Source organism: Streptomyces sp. (assembly GCF_035645055.1).
Lineage (GTDB): Bacteria > Actinomycetota > Actinomycetes > Streptomycetales > Streptomycetaceae > Streptomyces.
Genome location: NZ_DASQNH010000090.1, coordinates 64,885 through 83,852, shown reverse-complemented (window position 1 = coordinate 83,852; position 18,968 = coordinate 64,885). Strand labels below are relative to the sequence as shown.

17 protein-coding genes are annotated in these 18,968 nt (G+C 73.6%); 6 read left to right on the top strand and 11 right to left on the bottom strand.

Translation table 11 applies throughout. From position 1 onward, the window contains the following. Positions 1-534 precede the first annotated feature (534 nt). Entirely contained in the window at positions 535-1,059 is a 525-nt protein-coding gene (locus tag VE614_RS29025) for a MarR family winged helix-turn-helix transcriptional regulator (RefSeq protein ID WP_324943640.1), read from the top strand. Positions 1,060-1,062: 3 nt separating this feature from the next. On the opposite strand, the gene VE614_RS29020 is transcribed toward VE614_RS29025, so the two are convergent. From VE614_RS29020 to VE614_RS28995, 6 genes are all read right to left on the bottom strand, one after another. Then, positions 1,063-2,868, bottom strand: a complete 1,806-nt coding sequence (locus VE614_RS29020) for a GAF domain-containing SpoIIE family protein phosphatase (RefSeq protein ID WP_324943637.1) — start codon at positions 2,866-2,868, stop codon at positions 1,063-1,065. Beyond that, positions 2,855-3,913 (bottom strand): ATP-binding SpoIIE family protein phosphatase, encoded by a 1,059-nt coding sequence (locus tag VE614_RS29015; RefSeq protein WP_324943635.1) that lies wholly within the window; start codon positions 3,911-3,913, stop codon positions 2,855-2,857. The genes VE614_RS29020 and VE614_RS29015 overlap by 14 nt, the downstream gene beginning before the upstream one ends. Further along, positions 3,910-4,383, bottom strand: coding sequence for an ATP-binding protein (locus tag VE614_RS29010; RefSeq protein ID WP_324943632.1), 474 nt, complete (start codon positions 4,381-4,383; stop codon positions 3,910-3,912). Before VE614_RS29010 ends, VE614_RS29015 begins: the two co-directional genes overlap by 4 nt. Beyond that, positions 4,380-4,835, bottom strand: coding sequence for an STAS domain-containing protein (locus tag VE614_RS29005; RefSeq protein WP_324943629.1), 456 nt, complete (start codon positions 4,833-4,835; stop codon positions 4,380-4,382). Before VE614_RS29005 ends, VE614_RS29010 begins: the two co-directional genes overlap by 4 nt. Then, a complete protein-coding gene (locus VE614_RS29000; protein ID WP_324943626.1) occupies positions 4,832-5,731 on the bottom strand; it encodes an STAS domain-containing protein in 900 nt (299 codons plus the stop codon). The genes VE614_RS29005 and VE614_RS29000 overlap by 4 nt, the downstream gene beginning before the upstream one ends. A 183-nt stretch (positions 5,732-5,914) precedes the next feature. Beyond that, positions 5,915-7,063 carry a PP2C family protein-serine/threonine phosphatase gene (locus tag VE614_RS28995; protein WP_324943623.1) on the bottom strand — a complete coding sequence of 383 codons (1,149 nt, stop codon included), beginning with the start codon at positions 7,061-7,063 and terminating at the stop codon, positions 5,915-5,917. A gap of 213 nt (positions 7,064-7,276) precedes the next feature. Here VE614_RS28995 and VE614_RS28990 point away from each other — a divergent pair, with 213 nt between their 5' ends. Further along, a complete protein-coding gene (locus tag VE614_RS28990) occupies positions 7,277-7,714 on the top strand; it encodes a MarR family transcriptional regulator (protein WP_324943651.1) in 438 nt (145 codons plus the stop codon). A 401-nt stretch (positions 7,715-8,115) separates the two neighbouring features. Here VE614_RS28990 and VE614_RS28985 read toward each other — a convergent pair whose 3' ends face one another. Further along, entirely contained in the window at positions 8,116-9,738 is a 1,623-nt protein-coding gene (locus VE614_RS28985) for an MFS transporter (protein ID WP_414719661.1), read from the bottom strand. Positions 9,739-9,877: 139 nt separating this feature from the next. On the opposite strand from VE614_RS28985, the gene VE614_RS28980 reads away from it, so the two are divergent. After that, a complete protein-coding gene (locus tag VE614_RS28980) occupies positions 9,878-10,207 on the top strand; it encodes a transcriptional regulator (protein WP_324943618.1) in 330 nt (109 codons plus the stop codon). A 159-nt stretch (positions 10,208-10,366) separates the two neighbouring features. On the opposite strand, the gene VE614_RS28975 is transcribed toward VE614_RS28980, so the two are convergent. The 4 genes from VE614_RS28975 to VE614_RS28960 are packed head-to-tail and all read right to left on the bottom strand — an operon-like array spanning position 10,367 to position 15,328. Continuing rightward, a complete protein-coding gene (locus tag VE614_RS28975; RefSeq protein WP_324943615.1) occupies positions 10,367-11,938 on the bottom strand; it encodes an ABC transporter ATP-binding protein in 1,572 nt (523 codons plus the stop codon). After that, positions 11,935-12,777 carry an ABC transporter permease gene (locus VE614_RS28970; protein WP_324943612.1) on the bottom strand — a complete coding sequence of 281 codons (843 nt, stop codon included), beginning with the start codon at positions 12,775-12,777 and terminating at the stop codon, positions 11,935-11,937. Before VE614_RS28970 ends, VE614_RS28975 begins: the two co-directional genes overlap by 4 nt. Then, a complete protein-coding gene (locus VE614_RS28965) occupies positions 12,774-13,790 on the bottom strand; it encodes an ABC transporter permease (RefSeq protein WP_414719663.1) in 1,017 nt (338 codons plus the stop codon). The genes VE614_RS28970 and VE614_RS28965 overlap by 4 nt, the downstream gene beginning before the upstream one ends. Further along, complete coding sequence (locus VE614_RS28960; RefSeq protein WP_324943609.1) at positions 13,775-15,328, bottom strand: ABC transporter substrate-binding protein; 1,554 nt, start codon at positions 15,326-15,328, stop codon at positions 13,775-13,777. The genes VE614_RS28965 and VE614_RS28960 overlap by 16 nt, the downstream gene beginning before the upstream one ends. A 285-nt stretch (positions 15,329-15,613) precedes the next feature. Between VE614_RS28960 and VE614_RS28955 the strand changes: the two genes are divergently transcribed. The 3 genes from VE614_RS28955 to VE614_RS28945 are packed head-to-tail and all read left to right on the top strand — an operon-like array spanning position 15,614 to position 18,962. Continuing rightward, positions 15,614-16,591 carry a TauD/TfdA family dioxygenase gene (locus tag VE614_RS28955; protein WP_349256436.1) on the top strand — a complete coding sequence of 326 codons (978 nt, stop codon included), beginning with the start codon at positions 15,614-15,616 and terminating at the stop codon, positions 16,589-16,591. Further along, a complete protein-coding gene (locus VE614_RS28950; RefSeq protein ID WP_324943603.1) occupies positions 16,588-17,586 on the top strand; it encodes an ornithine cyclodeaminase family protein in 999 nt (332 codons plus the stop codon). The genes VE614_RS28955 and VE614_RS28950 overlap by 4 nt, the downstream gene beginning before the upstream one ends. A 35-nt stretch (positions 17,587-17,621) precedes the next feature. Continuing rightward, a complete protein-coding gene (locus VE614_RS28945) occupies positions 17,622-18,962 on the top strand; it encodes an alanine racemase (protein ID WP_324943600.1) in 1,341 nt (446 codons plus the stop codon). Positions 18,963-18,968 lie beyond the last annotated feature (6 nt).

Genomic DNA, 18,968 nt, shown 5'->3' with positions numbered 1-18,968 from the left:
GCCCTTTTCCGCGTTGAACCACTTCACGGTACCAGCAGCCATGTCATTTCTCCTTTGGGGCAGTGCATCGGCGCCCGCACTGTGCGGACACCGTGTCGCCGCGATGATCACCCCGCCGGAAAAGACCGGAAATACAAAAGTGCTTCCAGTGGCACAGGCCGTCCGGAGAGCACTCGAAGTTTTGGGAACCACAACTGCAACTGACAACGACACTAGCACACCGAAACGGTCTGAGTACATGAGAAGACCCCGCCCCGATAAACGCCGCAATAATGCTGCCCGCCCGCAACGTTGAATTCTGATTCCGCGGACACAGGTATCGAGGCGCGTGGAGCACAGCGTCGCGGCTGGGCAGTGGGTGCACTCAGCGCCGCGGACCGTCGGAGTCTCCTGGCTCTCTGCAGCTGAGCAGAGCAGCCCGCCGGGGGTTCGCATGTCCCCTCGGCGGGCTGCTTGCGTTCCCTCTCTTCGGGTACAGCGAATGAATGAGGGTGACAGTCGGCGTGCCCGGAACGTGCTGAAAGTGATGTGTTCGTGACCCGCCCCGGCGGCCCCGGCGGCGACCACGCCAAGGGAACCGGCGACGGCTCGGAGGCCGTCGCGCTGGAGGTCGCCGATGCCGTGGAGAGTCTGGCGAACCTCTGGGCGCTGGCCGCTCAGGAGGCGTCGTTGCGGCTGTCCCCGCACCAGTTGCGGGCCCTGCGGGTCCTGGAGGGGGCGCCCGGCCTGAATCTGACCGGTCTGGCGGAGCAACTCGACACAGGGCTGCCCACGGCCAGCCGGCTGTGCGACCGGCTGGAGGCCGCCGGGCTGCTGGAGCGGACGCTGCACCCGCGCAAACGGCGTGAGGTGCGGCTCAGTCTGACCGCGCGGGGGCGGCGGGTGCTCGCGGATGTCGCCGCGCGGCGGACGCAGGCGCTCGCGGTCGCGCTGGCGGCGATGGAATCCGTCGACCGGGACGCCCTCCGGCGAGGCATGCGCGCCTTCCTGGCCGCCCGGAACGCCTCGTCACCGGCGGCCGGGCAAGCCCCCGAGGGAGGTGAGCCGTCGGGCCGGTGACAGCTACGGGGCCGTTCCCGGGGCGTCCGGGAGGGTGCGGCACAGGAGCAGGCAGACGTCGTCGTCGCGTTCGGAGTCGTGCAGCAGGGGCTTGAGCAGTGCGTCGGCGCAGGCGTCCAGATTCTCCAGGTCCGCGCTGCTCAGCTCGGCCATGGCCTGGCCCAGGCGCTCGATGCCGGGGTCGATGCCGTGGGCGCGCCGTTCGACCAGGCCGTCGGTGTACAGGGCGACGGTCGAGCCGGGCGGGAGGGGGAGCGTGTGGTCCTCGTAGGTGAAGGGCACCGGGACGCCGAGCATGATCCCCGGTTTGGCGTCGAGGACCCGGACCGTCGCGTCGGGGGCGCGCACCACCGCGGGCGGATGCCCCGCCGCGGCCCACACCAGGGTGGCGTCGCCGGGGCGGAAGCGGGCGACCAGGGCGGTCGCGTACAGGGTGGGTTGCAGATGGCAGAGCATGCGGTGCAGCCGGGTGAGGATACGGGCGGGGCTGTCGTCCTCCACCGCGTAGGCGCGCAGCGCGGTGCGCAACTGGCCCATCATGACGGCCGCGTTCAGGCCGTGGCCGGTGACGTCCCCTATCACCGCCAGGACGCTGCCGTCGGGCTGGACGAAGGCGTCGTACCAGTCGCCGCCGATGTTGAGGCCATGGGTGGCCGGCAGGTAGCGGGCGGCCAGCCGCAGGCCGTCGGTGGTGGGCAGTTCGGTGAGCTGGGCCCGCTGGAGGGCCTCGGCGACATCGCGGTGCTGCTCGTAGCGGCGGGCGTGGTCCAGGGCGACGGCCCACCGTCCGGCCAGCTCCATCAGCATGACGGCGGTGTCGGGGTCGAAGCGGAGACCGGGCGCGGTCAGCGTCAGCACACCCAGCAGCCGGGGCGCGGTGAGCGGGATGCAGAGCAGCGGGCGGTCCGGGGAGAGCACGGAGGGCGGCAGATCGTCGACGCCGGGGAGCCCGCCGGGGTGGGGAGCGGCGTGCTGGGGCCGTCCGCTGCGGGCGGCGGCCACGGCGGCGGCCGGGCGATCACCCCCACGGGGGGCCTCTCCGCCGTCGAACTCGTCGTCGAAGAGCCAGATGTCGGCCTGGTCGGCGTAGTCGGGGATCAGCAGCTCGGGGAGGCGGCGCACGATGTCCCCGGGGTCGAGTGATGCGGTCACGGCGGCGCTGGCGTCGGCGAGGAAGGTCAGCAGGCGGCGTGCCTTCTCCGCGTCGGCGCGTGCGGCCCGCTCGGCGTCGAGCAGGGCGTCCTGGGCCTCCGCGGCGGTCTCGAGTTCGGCGTGCAGGGCGAGCACGCCCTGGTTGGTCTGGTGCAGTTCCTCGCGGTGGAAGCGGACGAGGTCGTCCTGCTCGGTCAGGCGGGTCAGGAGGGTGGCGGTGTGCTCGTCCTCTGCGAGGAGGGCGTCGGCGAGGTCCTGTGCGGTCAGGTCCGCCGGGCCGGTGCGGGGGCGCGGCACGGGGGCGTGGCAGGGCATCGTGTACCGCCAGGGCGGGCGGCCGTGCGAACGTACGACGATCCGCATCCGGCCGTCGACGTCCAGGTCGGCGACGTCGGCGTCCGGGTCGGCGACGTCGGTGTCCGGGGCCGGGAAATCGGTGTCCGGGTCGGCGACGTCGGTGTCCGGGGCCGGGATGTCGAGGAGGACGTCCGCGCCTCCTGTGCCCAGGCTCTGCCGCAGCCGGGCGGTGAAGTCGGCCAGGAAGCGGGCGCGTTCGACGGAGGGAACGTCGGCGTCGGCGGTGAGCCGCGCCAGAAGGGTGCGGGCGCGGGCGGCGTCGGGGGCCGACCGGATCGTCCAGATGTCACGGGGGGTCATGGGCCTCGGTCCGGCACTCGGGGGCCAGTACGGCCACGCTGGTGTCGTCGCGTGCGGGGCTGGCGGCGCTGCCGGCGTCCCGGAGGACGACGGCGGCGATCAGCGCGGGGTCACGGGTGAGCAGGTGCGGGTCGTCGGGGGGCGTCCAGCGGCTGGGCAGGCCGTCGCTGTGCAGCACGAGCAGACTGTCCTCGGTCCACGGCACCTGCTGCACGGGCACGGTGGCGGGGAAGGCGGCGCCCACGATGCCGGGGTGGGAGATCAGGGGCTGCCAGCCGTCGGCCGTGCGCAGCCGGGCCCCGGCGTTGCCGACTCCGGCGAACCGCAGTGCGCGGGCGCCGGTGTCCAGTTGGGCCACGGCGACGGCGGCACCCCGGGTGCGCCGCAGTGCCGAGTCCAGGCGGCGGAGGATCTCGGCGGGGGCCAGATGGGCCGTGCGGTGCAGTTCCCCGACGGCCGCGGCGGACGCCTCGGCGGCCCTGGTGCCGTGGCCGAGGCCGTCGGCGAGCATCAGGGTCAGCAGCGGGCCGGAGCGTGCCCAGGTCCAGGCGTCACCGGAGTGCTCGGCGGGGGCGAGCGGGATGTTGATGCCACCCACACGGGGTGACGTCGGCCACGGGGCGGGCTCGGGGTCGACGCGGGCGAGGGCGACGGTCCCCCGGCCGCGCACGCTGTACAGGTCGAAGGCGTTGGATATGCGCAGGCAGGTGCCGAGACCCGCGCCGAGCGACGAGGGGGTGGTGGTGAAGCCGTCCCGCCGGGCCGCGGCGACGTCGGCGATGCCGGGACCGTGGTCGACGGCGACGAGCTGCACCGCCGGGGCGCGGTCCGGGCCGTTCGCGGCGGGACGCTCCGCGAGGTTGATGACGACGCGGCCGCCGTCGGCGTGTTTGAGCAGGTTGGTGGCCAGCTCGGTGGCGACCAGGGCGGCGATCGCGGTGCGGTGCGGACCGAGACGGGCTTCCCGGCACGCGGTCTCGGCCGCCACCCGGACGTCCCGTACCCGGGTGGAGTCGTGCACCGGAACGTCCCACGCCCTGTTCATCCCGCCCCCGGACGACGGGCGCCCGCCCGCGAGCGGGGGGCGGGCACGCCGGACACCCAGGCCACCGCGGTGACGGTGGTGCCCCGGCCGGGGCCGGTGTCGATGGCGAACTCGTGCACCAGCCGCTGGGCTCCGCTCAGGCCGAGGCCGAGGCCGCCGCCGGTGGTGTAGCCGTCGGTCATGGCCAGCGCCACGTCGCGGATGCCGGGGCCGTGGTCGACGAAGGACAGCCGCAGCCCGGTGCGGTGGCCCTCGTCCAACGGTGTGATCTCCGCCCGTCCGCCGCCCCCGTGGACGAGGGTGTTGCGGGCCAGTTCACTGGCCGCGGTGACCAGTTTGGTCTGCTGCACCAGTCCGAATCCCAGTTCGGTCGCCGCCTGTCGTACGTGCTGCCGGACCCTGGCGAGGTCGGCATCCGAGCCGATCGGCAGGCAGACCGGGGTCAGGGGGCGGGGCAGGGCCGTCATCATGGGCCCCCCTTCGTGCGGTCCACGGCCTGCGGGCGGTCCATGGCCTTGGTGCGGTCCATGGCCCGCGCACGGTCCCCGGCGGGCGCGGAGAGCAGTTCCATCGCCCGGTCGACGTCCAGCGCGGTGGTCAGACCGGGGAGGTCGAGCCCCAGCTCGACCAGGGTGATCGCCACGGCCGGCCGCATCCCGGCCAGCACCGTGCGGGCCGCCAGGAGCGCGGCGTTCGCGGCGATCTCGGCGAGGACCCGCCCGAGGTACGAGTCGACGATGCCGACACCGGAGAGGTCGATGACGACGCCGGAGGCGCCGCTGCGGGCGATACGCTCGGTGATGTCCTGCTGGAGCTGCTCCGCCGTCCCGTCGTGCAACTCGCCCTGGAGGCTGACCAGGAGGACGTCTCCCAGCGCCAGCACCGGTACGTGGCTCGGCGGGCCCGGCGACGGGGCGGTCATGACCGGCCCGCTCCGGTGGCCGAGCGGACCGGGACCACGACCCCCTGCCGGTCGAGCGCGTACGCCAGCGCGTCCGCCAGGCCGGCCCGGGTGACGACCGATCCCAGGTCGATGCCGAGGTGCACGATGGTCTGCGCGATGGCGGGACGGATGCCGGAGACGACGCACTCGGCGCCCATCAGGCGGGCGGCGGCCACCGTCTTCATCAGGTGCTGGGCGACGAGCGAGTCGACCGTGGGCACGCCGGTGATGTCGAGGATGGCGTACTCGGCGCGCCGGTCGACGATGGCCTCCAGCAGGCTCTCCATGACGACCTGGCTGCGGGCGCTGTCCAACGTGCCGATGAGCGGTACGGCGACGATGCCCTCCCACAGCTGGATGACCGGCGTGGCCACCTCCATCAGTTGGAGTCGCTGCCGCTCGATCAGTTCCTCGCCCGCGCTGAGCGCCGTCTCCATGACGACCAGACGCAGGGTGCCCATGAGGACGGCCAGCGTCAGCGCCGCCTCGTGTGCCTCCCGCGCCGACGGGTCGGCGAACTCGCCGCGCAGCAGCTCGGTGGCGGGTGCGCGCAGGCCGGCGACCTCGTCGGCGATCTGGGCCGGGCTGGATCCGGTGCGGGCCCGGGAAGCCGCCGTCCGCCCCAGCTGGTCGCGGACGGTGGCGAATCCGGGCGCCGTGATGTCCTCCGGCCGCCCCGTGGCCGCCACCTCCGCGAGGGCGTCCACCACGGCCTTGCACGCCTCCACCGCCTCGTCGCGGGAGACGGTGAAGACCGTGCGGAACAGCGGGGCGTCGGCCCAGCGCTGGGCGATCTGCTCACGGCGCCGCCGGAGGAAGCCGCTCACCTGTTGTGCCGCCGCCTCGTGGGCCGCGTCCTGCTCCGACACCCGCATCGTCTCCCTCGGTACAGGATCTGCGGCCGCCCGGCGGCTGACCCCAGCCGATAATTGCCGTATGACAAACATTAGCGGCGGGGGTGTCGCGCGAACAACAGGCCCCCGACGTCCATGGACGGACCTTTGCGATCGCCTCTCCCGGGCCGCCGTCCTGGCGGCCGCGTACGAGCACGGTCCCGGTCAGCGCCCGTGCCAGTCCAGGCAGACCACCAGCGCGTCGTCGTCCGGGGCCGGCCGGCCGCGGTGGCCGGTCAGTTCCCGCAGGACGGCGCGCGGCACTTCGGCCGCGGGCAGCAGCCGGGTGGACTGGATCGCCCGGGTCAGGGCGGCGTCGCCGTACGTCTCTCCCCCGGGGGAGGCCACGGCGTACACCCCGTCACTGACGAAGATCAGCCGGTCGCCGGGCTCGACCCGGAACTCCTGGGCCGCGTAGTCGGTCTCCTCGAACATGCCGAGCGGCAGCTGGGCGTCGAAGGCGATCCGCTCCACGGTGCCGTCGCGCAGCCGGAGCAGCTGCGGGGAGCCGGCGTCCACCACCCAGGCGCGGCCCGTGGCGAGTTCGAAGTCGAACATCAGCATCGACAGGTAGGAGCGCCCCCGGTAGTGGGCGTAGACCGCCTGGTCGGCGAGGGCGGCCTGGTCGGCGAGGGGGATGCCGGCCCGGCGGGCGTTGCGCAGGGCGTTGATGGCCAGGTTGGTCAGCAGGGACGCCTCGATGCCCTCGCCCATGCCGTTGGTGACGTACAGCATGAGGTGGTCGGCCGTCGCGGACCAGTCGAAATTGTCGCCGAAGATGGCGTAGGCGGGCTCCAGCTGGGCGCCGAGTTCGTACTCCGGGCGCACGCAGGAGCGGCCGGGCAGCAGCTGCCACTGCATCTCGGCGGCCAGGGTGAGCCGGTCCTTGCGGCGGGCCTGGAGGTAGATGTCGGTGTCCCGCTCGGCGACGATCACCTCGTGGCCGAGCACCTCCGCGACATCGGCCAGTTCGGCCAGATGCTGGTGCGCCTCCTCGTCGCCGGCCAGCGTCACCGACAGCACACCGAGCCGGTCGCCGCGCACGGTGACCGGCAGGTGCACGCGCGCCGTGCCGTCCGGTACGGACTCCACGAACGGCTCCTGGGCCCCGAAGGCGCGGCCCGCGGGGCTGTTGTGCACCGACACCGGTTCCCTGGTGTGCGGCAGGACGGACACCGGCTGGAGCACGGTCAGGCCGTAGTCGGCCATGAACAGCTCGACGGACTCCGCCGCGTACTGCTCGGCCAGTACGCGGCGGACAGCGTCGAGCAACTCGTGGGGTGCCGCCGTACGCACTGCGCGCTCAGCGGTCACATATCTGTTCACGATGGGAAAACACCAATCCTCACGCCGGACATGTGTGGGCCTCGCTCCAGGGAGCAGGCCGTTCGACGTAGCCGTGCCGGTCACCCGGGGCCTCCGTGGCCGGCCTCCATGCCTAGTACGCTGGCGGCCGTCCCAGTGTCTGCGAAAGTGTGACGAGTGACTGCCTTCCGCCCCCGCCCACAGCCCGACGAGGTCGCCCGCGTGACCTCCACGGCCGCGGAGCTGCTGGAAGTGCTCTGGGGTCGGGCCTCGACCGCGCCCGCCTCGGCGTCCCAGCTGCGCGTGCTGCTCATCCTCGAACACCACGACGGCATCAACCTGCGCACCCTCGCCGACTCGCTCGCCTCCACTCCGCCGTCGACCAGCCGCCTGTGCGACCGGCTCCAGGCCGCCGGATTCGTCGAGCGGGTGGCGAGCCCCGACGACCGGCGGGAGCTCCGGCTGCACCTCAGCGGCCGGGGCCGCGCCTTCCTCGCCGATCTGCGCGCGCGCAGGGAGCGGGAACTCCAGACGGTGCTGGCCCGCATGCCCGCCGCCAAACGGACCGCGCTGGTGGAGGGGCTGGAGGCGTTCTGCGACGCGGCGGCGCTGCGGATACACGACGCCGGCGCGCCCGAGTCCGGCAGCCGGACCGCCTGAGCGGCGGCGGACACCGCCGCCCGCGGGACCCACTTTGTTGCCACACGGCTACAGTTGTCAAACGGCAACTGTTCCCCTGGGGGAACCTCTCGGAAGCTCATGTACCCCGAGTGGCCGCGAACTGCGCACCCGTGGCGAACCTCGCGTAACCCGGGTGGCGGTGGCGGACGCCGGTCCGCCCTCTCAGTGAGCCGTGACCGGCCAGTGGTGCGGGGCCGTGTGAAGGGCCGCGGGGGGCGGGGGTGTCGGCGGCCCGGGCGATGTGGGTGTCCGGGCGGATCAGGGCCCGGCGCCCACCACCAGCACGCCGGCGGCCCGCGTCATGTGTACGCCTCCCCCTCCCCCAGGTGGGGGTGCTGTGACGAGGACAGGGTGGATTCCTTCGACCCGTGCGCCGCCGGTCAGCCCGCCGCCCGCGGTCCGGTCGCGGGCGCGGCGGCCGGCCCGCGGGCGCGGCCTGCCCGCACCAGACCGCCGATGAGCAGGAAGAGGACGAGGCAGATGCCGGTGAGGATCCACAGGATGGTGTGGAACGCCGAGTCGTAGGAGCGCACCAGGAAGTCGGTGAAGCCGGTGCGGGCGGAGGCGTCGACGGCCTCGGCCGGTCCGGTGAGGTTGCCGCCGGCCACCTCGTTCGCCACCGTCGCCGGGTCACCGGCGCCGGGGTAGTCGCCGATCCCCTCGCGCATCCGCGAGGCCAGCACGGTGGCCAGCAGGGAGCCGTAGATCGCGACGGCGATCGCCTCGCTGCCCAGGCGGAGGGTGTTGAGGAAGCCGGCCGCCATGCCGGCCTTCTCGGGCGCGACGATCTCCAGGGCCTGGCCGTCGACCAGCCCGGCGGACAGCCCCATCCCGGCGCCGGTGACGAGCATCGGCACCGCGACGACGAGGATGGCCACGCGCTCTCCGAAGAGGGTGAGCGCGGCGTCGCCCACCACGAGGCAGCCGAGGCTGACGTGGATCAGGGTGAGCGCCGGGACCCCGCGGGCGACCAGCTTGGCGGCGAGCATGGGGCAGACCAGGACCGGCAGGGTGAGCAGGACCATGATCAGCCCGGCGGTGCCGCTGCCGTAGCCGCGCACCGTGGTGAGGTAGCTCGGCAGGTAGGTCAGCATCGTCACGAAGCCGAAGGACGCGGCGACCGGGACCAGGCACAGCGCCAGATAGCGCCGGTTCGCCAGCACGCTCAGGTCGAGCATGGGGTGCGCGCGGCGCTTCTCGACGGCGGTGAAGACGGCGAGGACCAGCACCGTCCCGGCGAACAGGGCGAGTACGCCGGCGCTGCCCCAGCCCCACTGGGAGCCCTGCACGATGGCCGTGGTGAGCAGCAGCATCGCGAGGACGAACAGGGCGCTGCCGGGCACGTCGACGCGGGCGCCCTCGCGGCGCGGCTCGTTCGTGCGGCGGGCGACGGAGGGCACGGCGAGCAGCACCAGCCCGAGGGCGATGGTGTGCAGCGCGAAGACCCAGCGCCAGCCGAGGCCCTGGACGAGTGCGCCGGAGAGCGACGGGCCGAGCGCGACGCCGATACCGGCGACGGTGCCGAAGAGCGCGAACGCCTTGCCGCGCGCCGGGCCGTCGAAGACGGTCGACAGGATGGCGCTGCCGCAGGAGAAGATCGCCGCGCCGCCGAGTCCGGCCAGGGCCCGGGCGAGGTCCAGCGTCAGCACGTCGCCGGCGAGGGCGCCGGCCAGGGAGGCTACGGCGTAGATGCCCGCTCCGAGGCCGAAGGCCCGCACCCGCCCGATGATGTCGGCGATCGAGCCCCACGCGAGGGTGAAGCAGGCGAAGGCCACGTTGAAGGCGTTGACCACCCATTGCAGTGGGACGAGGCCCGCGTTCGTGTCCGCGCCGATGTCGGGCAGGGCGACCGCCGTGCCGGAGATGGAGGTCGGTACGACGAAGACGGCGAGCAGGACGGTCAGCAGGGTCAGCGTCTGCCCGGGCGGGGTGCCCGTGGTCGCCGGCGCGCCGCCGGCCGGGGCGCCGTCTCCGGTGGGCGGGTGTTCGGTCTGGGTGGACACAGATCGCTCCGTATCAGCCGGGCGGGACGAAACCGAGGTTCGCTCTTCGCGGAAGGTTCGCTTTTGATGGAACCTTACGTTGCCACGCCTCCCAGGTACGATGCAACTAGAACCTATGGCGACCGAAGGAACCCATCCCATGCCCGACCCCGAGGGACACCCCTCATGTGAGGAAATGGATCTGCGTGCCGTCATGCACGCGCTGTCCGACCGTCTGCGCTACGAGGTGATCTCGGCGCTCGTCCGGGAGCCGGAGGGCACCGAACGGCACTGCAGCTCCTTCGGCCTGCCGGTCACCAAGTCGACCCGCAGCCATCACTTCCGCATCCTGCGCGAGGCCGGCCTGATCCGGCAGGTCGACCGCGGCAACAGCCGTATGGCGCAGCTGCGGAAAGCGGATCTCGACACCCGATTCCCCGGACTTCTCGACCTCATCGAGAAGAACCCGGCGCCTCCTCGCGCGCGCTGACCCCCGCGCGCGCTGCCCCCCGCACCGTGGACCCCGCATCCCCCGTATGCCGCGGGGCGGACCGGCACCCGCCCCGCGCTGCACCGAGCAGGGCACGCCACGGTCCGCCACTGGCGACGACTGCAGCCGCACGCTCAACTGAGCGGCCGGCTTCATCCCTTAAGGGGAATCAGTTGTTCGAAGCGAAACCCGCCTTCCGTCATCGGCGCCGGAATCGCTGGACAGCAGGGCCCGGGTCGCCGGGTGCCCCGGAGCGCTGAACACCTCCGCCGTCGGACCCGATTCGGCCACCCGTCCCCCGTCGAGCACCGTCACGGTGTCCGTGCGCTCGGCGATGAGCGGAAGGTCGTGACTGATGAGGACCAGCGCGGTGCCGCGCTCCTCGCGGAGCCGGGCGAGCAGGTCCATGATCGCCTCGGCGGTGGCGGTGTCCAGCGCGGAGGTCACCTCGTCGCAGATCAGCACGTCGGGATCGGCGGCCAGCGCGCGGGCGATGGCGACCCGCTGGCGCTGCCCGCCGGACAGTTCGTGCGGATAGCGGTCGGCGAAGGCGGGCGGCAGGCCCACCTGTTCCAGCAGGTCCGCCACCCGCCCCGGTATCTCCGCCCGCGCGCAGCGGCGGTGCAGCCGCAACGGGCGGCCGATCGCGGCGCCGACGGTGCGGCTGGGATTGAGGGCGCCCAGCGGGTTCTGGGTGACCAACTGGACCCGGCGGCGCTGTTCCCGGGCACGGCCGCGCAGGCCGGTGCTGAGCGGGCGGCCGTCGAGCCGGAGGGTGCCGGAGGTGACCGGCTGCAGGCCCACGACCGCGCGGACCAGGGTCGTCTTGCCGGAGCCGGACGCGCCGACGATGCCCGTGGCCCCACCGGGAGCGACGCTGAGGCCGGCCCCGTCCAGGACGGTGGCCGCGCCGCGCCCCCGGCCGAAGGCGACGCGCAGGTCCCGGGCTTCGAGGACGGGCGGGTCACCGCTGTCCGGGGCGCGCCGCGCGACGGTCTCCACGACGCGCGGGGCGGGCAGATGACCGCCCAGTTCCACCACCTCGTCGGCGATCCGGTCGACCAGCTCCGGGTCGTGGCAGGACAGGCAGACGGCCAGCCGGTGCTCGGCCGCCAGATGGCGCAGCAGATCGCCGATCTCCTCGCGGAGTTCGGGGTGCAGCCCGGCGGTCGGCTCGTCCAGCAGCAGCACGCCGGGGCGGCGCGCGAGGGCGCGGGCGAGCGCGACCCGGCGCTGCTGGCCGCCGGAGAGGGCGGCGGGGCGGCGGGCGGCGAGCCGGCCGTCGTCGGGGAGGCGGACCTCGGCGAGCAGGGCCGTCACGGTGTCGGCGGCACGGTCGGCGGCGAGTTCGCGCACCAGGGTGCGGACCCGCATCCGCGGGTTGAGGCCGGACCCGGGGTCCTGGCCGACGTAGGCGAGACGGGTGCTGCGCAGGGCGCGCAGTTCCTTCTCCGGGACGGCGAACACATCGTGGCCGAGGACGTCGACCCGGCCCGCGGTGCGCCGGGTGCCCGGGGGCAGCAGGCCCGTCACGGCGCGCAGCAGGGTGGTCTTGCCGGAACCGGACGGGCCGGTGAGGGCGGTGACCCGGCCGGGGCGCAGGGCGAGGGCGGCGTCCTCCAGCAGCAGGCGGCCGTCGGGGGCGGCGACGGTGAGACCGCTGACCCGGACGACGGGGGCGTCGGTGGGCGGCCCGGCGGGCCGTCCGTACCGGTGGGGATCGTGGCTCACAGGACGGGCACCGCCTTCCGGCCGGTCTGCGGGGCGAGGGCCGCCGCGGCGAGGTTGACGCTCAGGGCGAGCAGGCCGATGGCGGCGCTGGGGGCGACCACGGCCCAGGGGTTGAGGAGGATTCCGGCGGAGTTCTCCCGGATCATCAGCGCCCAGTCCGCGGCCGGCGGTTGTGGTCCGACCTGGAGGAACCCGGCCGTGGCGACGAGGTAGACAGCGGCGACGAAGCGCAGCCCGAACAGGGCGAGCAGGGTGGCGCGCAGGTTGGGCAGGATCTCCCGCCGGACCAGGTGCCACAGGTGTTCGCCGCCGGCGACGGCGGCCTCGACGTAGCCGGTGGCGGCGACGGGGGCGGCGGCGCCCGCGGCGAGCCGTACCGCGTAGGGCACCCCGAGGGCGACGGCGGCGGCGATGACGGCGAGCCGCCCGCCGCCCGGCCAGGAGAGGGTGACCAGGAGGATGCCGAGCACGGCGGGCAGCAGCATCAGCACGTCGGCGACGCGTTCGACGATCCGTCCGACGAGCGGGCGGACCGCGCCGACGGCGCCGAGGACGGCGGCGATGCCGGTGACGAGCACGGCCACCAGCAGCGAGGAGACGACCAGTTCGCGCCCCCCGGCGAGGAGTCTGCTGAGCACGTCCCGCCCGAGCTGGTCCCCGCCGAGCACGGCGTCGGTACCGGGTTCGGCGTACGGTGCGGCGACGGGGACGTCGATGGCGTGCGGGGCGAGCCAGGGCCCGCACAGCGCGGCGGTGACGAGGAGCACCGCGGGCAGCACCCGCAGCGTGGTCCCCGCCCCGGCGGACGCACGCGCCCGCGACGAAGCAGCCGTGGTCATCGGCGGCCTCCCGCCATCAGGTCCCGCGCCAGGTCGGCCAGGAGGAGTACGGCGGTGATGACGGCCCCGGCGAGGGCGGTGACCCCGGCGATCACGGGGCTGTCGCGGTCGGTGACGGCGGAGGCCAGGACGGCGCCGATGCCGGGGTAGTTGAAGATGGTCTCCACGACGACGGCGCCGCCGAGCAGCATGCCGGTGGAGGTGGCGAGGCCGGCCGCGATGGTCGGCAGGGCACCCGGCAGGACGTGGTGGGTGAGGACCCGGTGCGGCGGGAGGCCGTCGAGGACGGCGGTCTCCACGTGCGGGGCGCGGGCCTCGTCGGCGAGCGCGGCCCGCACGATCCGTACGTTCCAGCCGGTCTGCGGGAGGGTGAGGGCGAGGGCGGGCAGGACGAGCATGGTCCAGGAGTCGGGATTTCCGTCGAGGTCGGTGAGGGTGACCGCGGGCAGCCAGCCGGTCCACAGCGACAGCGCCAGGACCAGCCCCACGGCGACCACGAACTCGGGCAGCGCGAGGACGGCGGTCGCGGTGCCGGACACCGCCCGGTCGGCGCGTCCGCCGGGGCGGAGCGCGGCCCAGCAGCCGAGGGTGACCGACAGGACGGCGGTGAGCAGCAGGGCGAGGCCGCCGAGCAGCAGGGTGTTGGGGAACGCGGTGGAGAGCAGGTCGGTGACCGGCTCGCCGCGGGCGGAGGTGCCGAGGTCGCCGGCGGGCAGTCCGGACATCCAGTCCCAGAAGCGTTCCAGGACCGGCCGGTCCAGGCCGAGGAGCCGGCGGCGGTGCTCGATGTCGGCGGCGCTCTCGCCGCGCTCGGAGGTGGCGTTGGCGGCGTCACCGGGCAGCAGTTCGACGGTGCAGAAGACCAGGGCGAGCAGGAGGGCGAGCAGGGCGGCGCGTTTGAGCAGCACGGCGCCGGCGCGGGCGAGCACGGGCAGGGCGGGGTGCCGCGCCGGTGCGCTCTTCGCGACCGGCGCGGCGGTGCCGGCGGTGTCGGTGGTCAACGGGCCAGCCAGGTCCGCTCGAGCTGGACCCGGCCGTAGCCGGGCAGCTTGGGCAGCCCTTGGACGGCGGGTACGGCGAGGTCGATGCCGTCGGCCATGCCCCACAGCAGGTAGCCGGAGCGCTCGTGCTCGATCTGCTGGAGTTCCTTGAGCTGCCGGGCGCGGGCGGTGGCGTCGGCGGTGGCCATCGCCTTCTGGTAGGCGGTGTCGAAGTCCTCGTCGTGCCAGCCGGCTTCGTTCTGCCCGCTGTCGGAGATCATGGTCTTGCTGGCGAAGAAGACGACGGAGTCGTTGGTGCCCCAGTAGGTGGTGTAGAGGTCGCCCTTGAGCCAGGTCTTCTCCCAGAAGACGGCCGACTCCTGCTTGACGACCTTGATCTTGACGCCGGCCTCTCGGACCTGGGAGGCGAAGAGGGTGGCGGACTCGGCGAGTCCGGAGATGTCCTCGGTGGTCAGCAGCTCGTAGGTCCTGGAGGTGTCGAATCCGGCCTCCTTCAGCAGTCGCTTCGCCCTGGCCAGGTCACGGGTGCGCTGCGGGATGTCCTTGGCGTAGGCGGGGTCGCCGGTGCCGAGGATGTCGTTGGCGACGCTGCCGTAGCCGGAGAGGACCTGCTTGACCATGGCCTCGCGGTCGACGGCGAGGCGCAGCGCCTCGCGGACCCTGGGGTCGGCGAAGGGGCCGTCGGAGGTCCGCATGACGATCGGCATCGCCATGTCGTTGGGGCGGCGCACGGTCTGGATGTCCCCCCGTCCCTCGGCGGTGCGGGCGGCGATGGCGCCGACGTTGGAGGCGAGGTCGAGCTGGCCGGAGAGCAGGGCGTTGGCCATCGCCTGCGGGCTTTCGAAGATCTTCACCTCGATGGCGTCGAGGTGCACCTCGCCGCCGTACCACGTGTCGTTGCGCACCAGCCGGGCGTTGCCGCCGCGGAACCAGTCCAGCTTGAAGGGGCCGGTGCCGGGCGCCTGGGCGATGTCCTTGTCGCTGGTGCCCTCGGGTATGACGAACGTGGTCAGCCGGGTGAGCTGGGGCAGTTCGGCGTTGGGGTAGTCGGAGACCAGGACGACGGTGTCGGCGCCGTCGGCGGTGATGTTCTTCGCCTGGATGCCCGGCAGCCGGGAGGCGCCGGAGGGGGTGCCGCGCAGCCGGCGCAGGGAGTAGACCACGTCGTCGGCGGTGAGGGGGGTGCCGTCGTGGAAGGCCGCGCCCTTGGCGAGCGTGAATCGCCAGGTCCTCAGATCGTCGGAGGCCTGCCACTTGGCGGCGAGCCGGGGCACGGTGTTCGGCTTGGTGCCGGGCACCGTGAGGGTGTCGTACACGAGGCTGAGGATGAGGTAGTCGCTCTCGTTGGCCTGAGTGCCGTGCGGGTCGCGGGTGATGGCGCCGGCGCGGCCCAGGGCACCGACCCTCAGGGTGCCGCCGCGGCGGGGCTCGGTGCCGGCGCCGGGGGACCCGGCGGTCTCGTCGTCACTGCCGCCGCCACAGGCGCCGATCAGCGCGGCCGTGGTGATGGCGCCGCCGGTCCACAGCAGTTGACGTCTCGTCAGGTCCACGTTGTCCTCGATTTCACGGGTGGGACTCTTGCTGAGGTTTGCCTACCCTGACCACCAAGGGGCGCACAAGCGGCGCACAGAGTGACTTTCACCAAACTTAGGCAAGCCTTGCCTTCGCGTTGTGTGTTGGCTATGTTTCTCCACGGCTACCGAGCGGCTACCCAACGTGACGAGCCCCGGTAGAGCCATCGCACGTGACCGTTCGCCATCGGAAAGCGCTGTCCAAGACGGCGCCCGCCTCGTCCCCACCCTCGGAACGGACAACTCACCATGCTCACGGGAGCTTTGCCCGTACGTCCACTCTCGCCTGCCCAGGCCGCGGAGCTGCGCGCCGCCGCCGCGTCCCTGCTCGACCGCTTCTCCGGCCTGCCGGCACATCCCGGCCTGCTCACCGAACTCCCCGGAACGGCAGCCGCGTTGAGCGACGGCGTGCACGCCGCCTGCCGTCCCGCCGACACCGCCGACGGGCTGTTCGTACTGACCGGCCTTGAGGTCGACGACGCCGCGCTCGGTCCCACGCCCGCCCACTGGTCGAGCGCCGGCGACACCGCCGCGGTCCATGACGTGGTCCTGCTGCTGCTCTCCGCGGTGATGGGCGTCCCGCTGGCCTGGGAGGGCCAGCAGGAGGGGCGGTACGTGCACAACATCGTGCCCTCGCCCGGACACGAGGAGGAGCAGACCGGCGCCAGCAGCAGCGTCCTCCTCAGCCCGCACACCGAGGACGCCTTCCACCCCGGCCGCGCCCATCTGCTGCTGCTCTCCTGCCTGCGCAACCCGGACGCGGTGGCCACCACGGCCGCGAGCGTGCGCCGGGTCCGGCTGTCCGACGAGGACATACGGCTGCTGAGCCGCCCGGAGCTGCCGATCCTGCCCGACGACGCCTACGCCGAGGCGCAGGGTTACGCCGGGGATCCGCAGCCCGTGCCGACGCTCTGGCGGTCACCGGACGGCCCGACCCTGCGCTTCGACCCCGCCTACACGCCGCTGGAGCGGGCCGGCGAGGAGCACCGCGCCGCCTACGCCCGGCTGACGGACGAGCTGTCGCGGGTCGCGACGGCGGTCAGCCTGGAGCCGGGTCAGGTCCTGGTCGTGGACAACGACCTGGTGGTGCACGGCCGGGTCCCCTTCAAGGCCCGCTACGACGGCACGGACCGCTGGCTGAAACGTTCCTCCGTGCGGGTTCCCGGACGTCGCACCCGCCCCTCGGCGGAACGTTTCGAACACGGTTACGGACAGAAGGTTCTGGAGGCATACGACGCATGACCGCCACCCACGCTTCGGACACCACCCTGCGCGTCCTCAGCACCAGCGACGTCGCCGGCATCGAGATCTCCCTCGCCGACGTCGTCGCCGTCGTGGAGCAGGCGTACGGCACCCTCGCCGCGGGCCGCTCCGACAATCCCCGCAAGCTCACCGTCAAGCCGGAGGACGGCCACTCGGTGGCGTACGCGATGCTCGGCCGGGACGGGGAGCGCGGCGTCGTCGCCGTCAAGACGTCGTACAAGCACGGCCTGCACGAGGACCGCGACAAGCAGCACTACTACACGACGCTCACCCTCTACGACGACGCCACCGGTCTGCCCGTCGCGATGATGGACTGCGGGCGGATCGGCGCCCTGCGCACCCCCGCGGTCTCCGCGCTGCTGGCCCGCGAACTGGCCGCGCCCGGCAGCCGCAGCGCGCTCGTCATCGGCACCGGCACCCAGGGGCGGCTCGCTCTGCCCTTCCTGCTGACCACGATGGGGCAGCTGGAGCGGCTGCGGGTGTTCGGCACCCACCCGGACGGGATACGCGCGGTGCGCGAGCAGCTGCACGCGCACTTCCCGGACCGCGAGGTCGAGGTGGTGACCGACCTGCGGGCGGCGGCCGAGGACTCCGACATCGTCCTGGCCACCGCGGGTCCCCACACGCCCGCCTCCGTCGACGCCGAGTGGCTGAAGCCCGCCGCGCTGTCCGTGCTCGTCGGCTACGGCATCGCGCCCTCCACCCTGCACCGCGCCGACCGGGTGATCGCCACCAGCGCCGCCCAGATGAAGGTCACCGGCACCGACATGGCCGACGCCGACGGCGAACTCCGCGCCGTGGACGCCGAGTTCCCCGAGGTACTGGCCGGCCGGGCGGCCGGGCGGACCGACCCGGGGCAGCGGATCTTCGCGTACAACAGCGGGCTGGTCGTCACCGACATCGCGCTCGGCCACCGGTTCGCCGAACTCGCCCTCGCGCAGGGGCTGGGCACGGCGGTGCCGCTGTGGCAGTGACCACTCCACCGAACACTCCCCCGGCCGCTCCCCCCGTGCCCTCGCTGCCCGCCCGGCAGGCGCCCGAGGTGCGCGACCTGCTCGCCGCCGGGCCGCTGCTGCACGAGCTGAGCCACGGCCTCGGCGGGCCGTACCACGTCCTCCTCCCCGGCCCCTTCGACGCCAACGCCGCCGCCTTCCGGCGCGCGTTCGCGGACGCGGGCGTGGACGGGCGGGTCTACTACGCCAAGAAGGCCAACAAGGCCGCGCTGTACGCCGAACGCGCCGCCGTCCTCGGCCTCGGCGTCGACGTGGCGAGCACGGGCGAGCTGCGCGAGACGCTCGCCGCCGGGGTGCCCGGCCCCGACGTGGTGGTGACCGGACCCGCCAAGTCCGGCGAACTGCTGCGGGTCGCCGTGCTCCAGGGCGCGCTCGTCGCCGTGGACTCGCTCGACGAACTGGACCGCCTCGCCCGTACGGCCGCCGAACTGGGCCGGACGGCACGGGTGCTGCTGCGGCGGCTGCCGCCCGCCCAGCCGCACAGCCGGTTCGGGCTGGACGCGGCGGAACTGGAGAGGGCCCTGCGCCGGTGCGCGGACGCCCCGGTGGAGCTGGAGGGCTTCAGCTTCCACCTCTCCGGCTACGCCCTCCCGGCGCGCGCCGACCTCGCCGGGGAACTGATCCGGCTGTGCCGGCACGCCCGCACGCTCGGCCTGCGCGCGGACCGGATCAGCATCGGCGGCGGTTTCCCCGTGGACTACGCGGACGGCGACGACTGGCGCCGCTTCACCGAGGAACAGCGGCCCGGGCACTATCACGCGGGCAAGACCTTCTCCGGCGGCTTCTACCCGTACCACTCCCCCGTCGCCGGGGCCGGCGCGCTGCGCGCGATCCTCGCGACGGTGCCCGCCGGGGAGACCTCCCCGCTGGCCGGGCTGCTGCGGGAGGCCGGGGTGACCCTGCTCGTGGAGCCGGGCCGGGCGCTGCTGGACCAGGCCGGGTGCACGGTCTTCCGGATCCAGGGCGTCAAGGAGCGCGCCGGCTACGCGATCCTCACCGTCGACGGCAGCAGCCTCAGCCTGTCCGAGCAGTGGTTCGAGAGCGAGTTCCTGCCCGACCCGGTGCTGGTGCCGGGCGCACCCGCCGCGCCGGGGCCGTACGAGGCCTGTGTCGGCGCCGCCACCTGCCTGGAGTCCGACATGCTCACCTGGCGCCGGGTGCCCTTCCCGCACCGGCCGGCCGTCGGCGATCTGCTGGTCTACCTCAACACGGCGGGCTACCAGATGGACTCCAACGAGTCGCCCTTCCACGAACTGCCGCTGCCGCCCAAGGTCGTCGTCGAACCCGCCCCCGAACCCGCCGCCCGCCCCCGCTGGCGTCTCGACCGCCACCCGTAGGGAGTG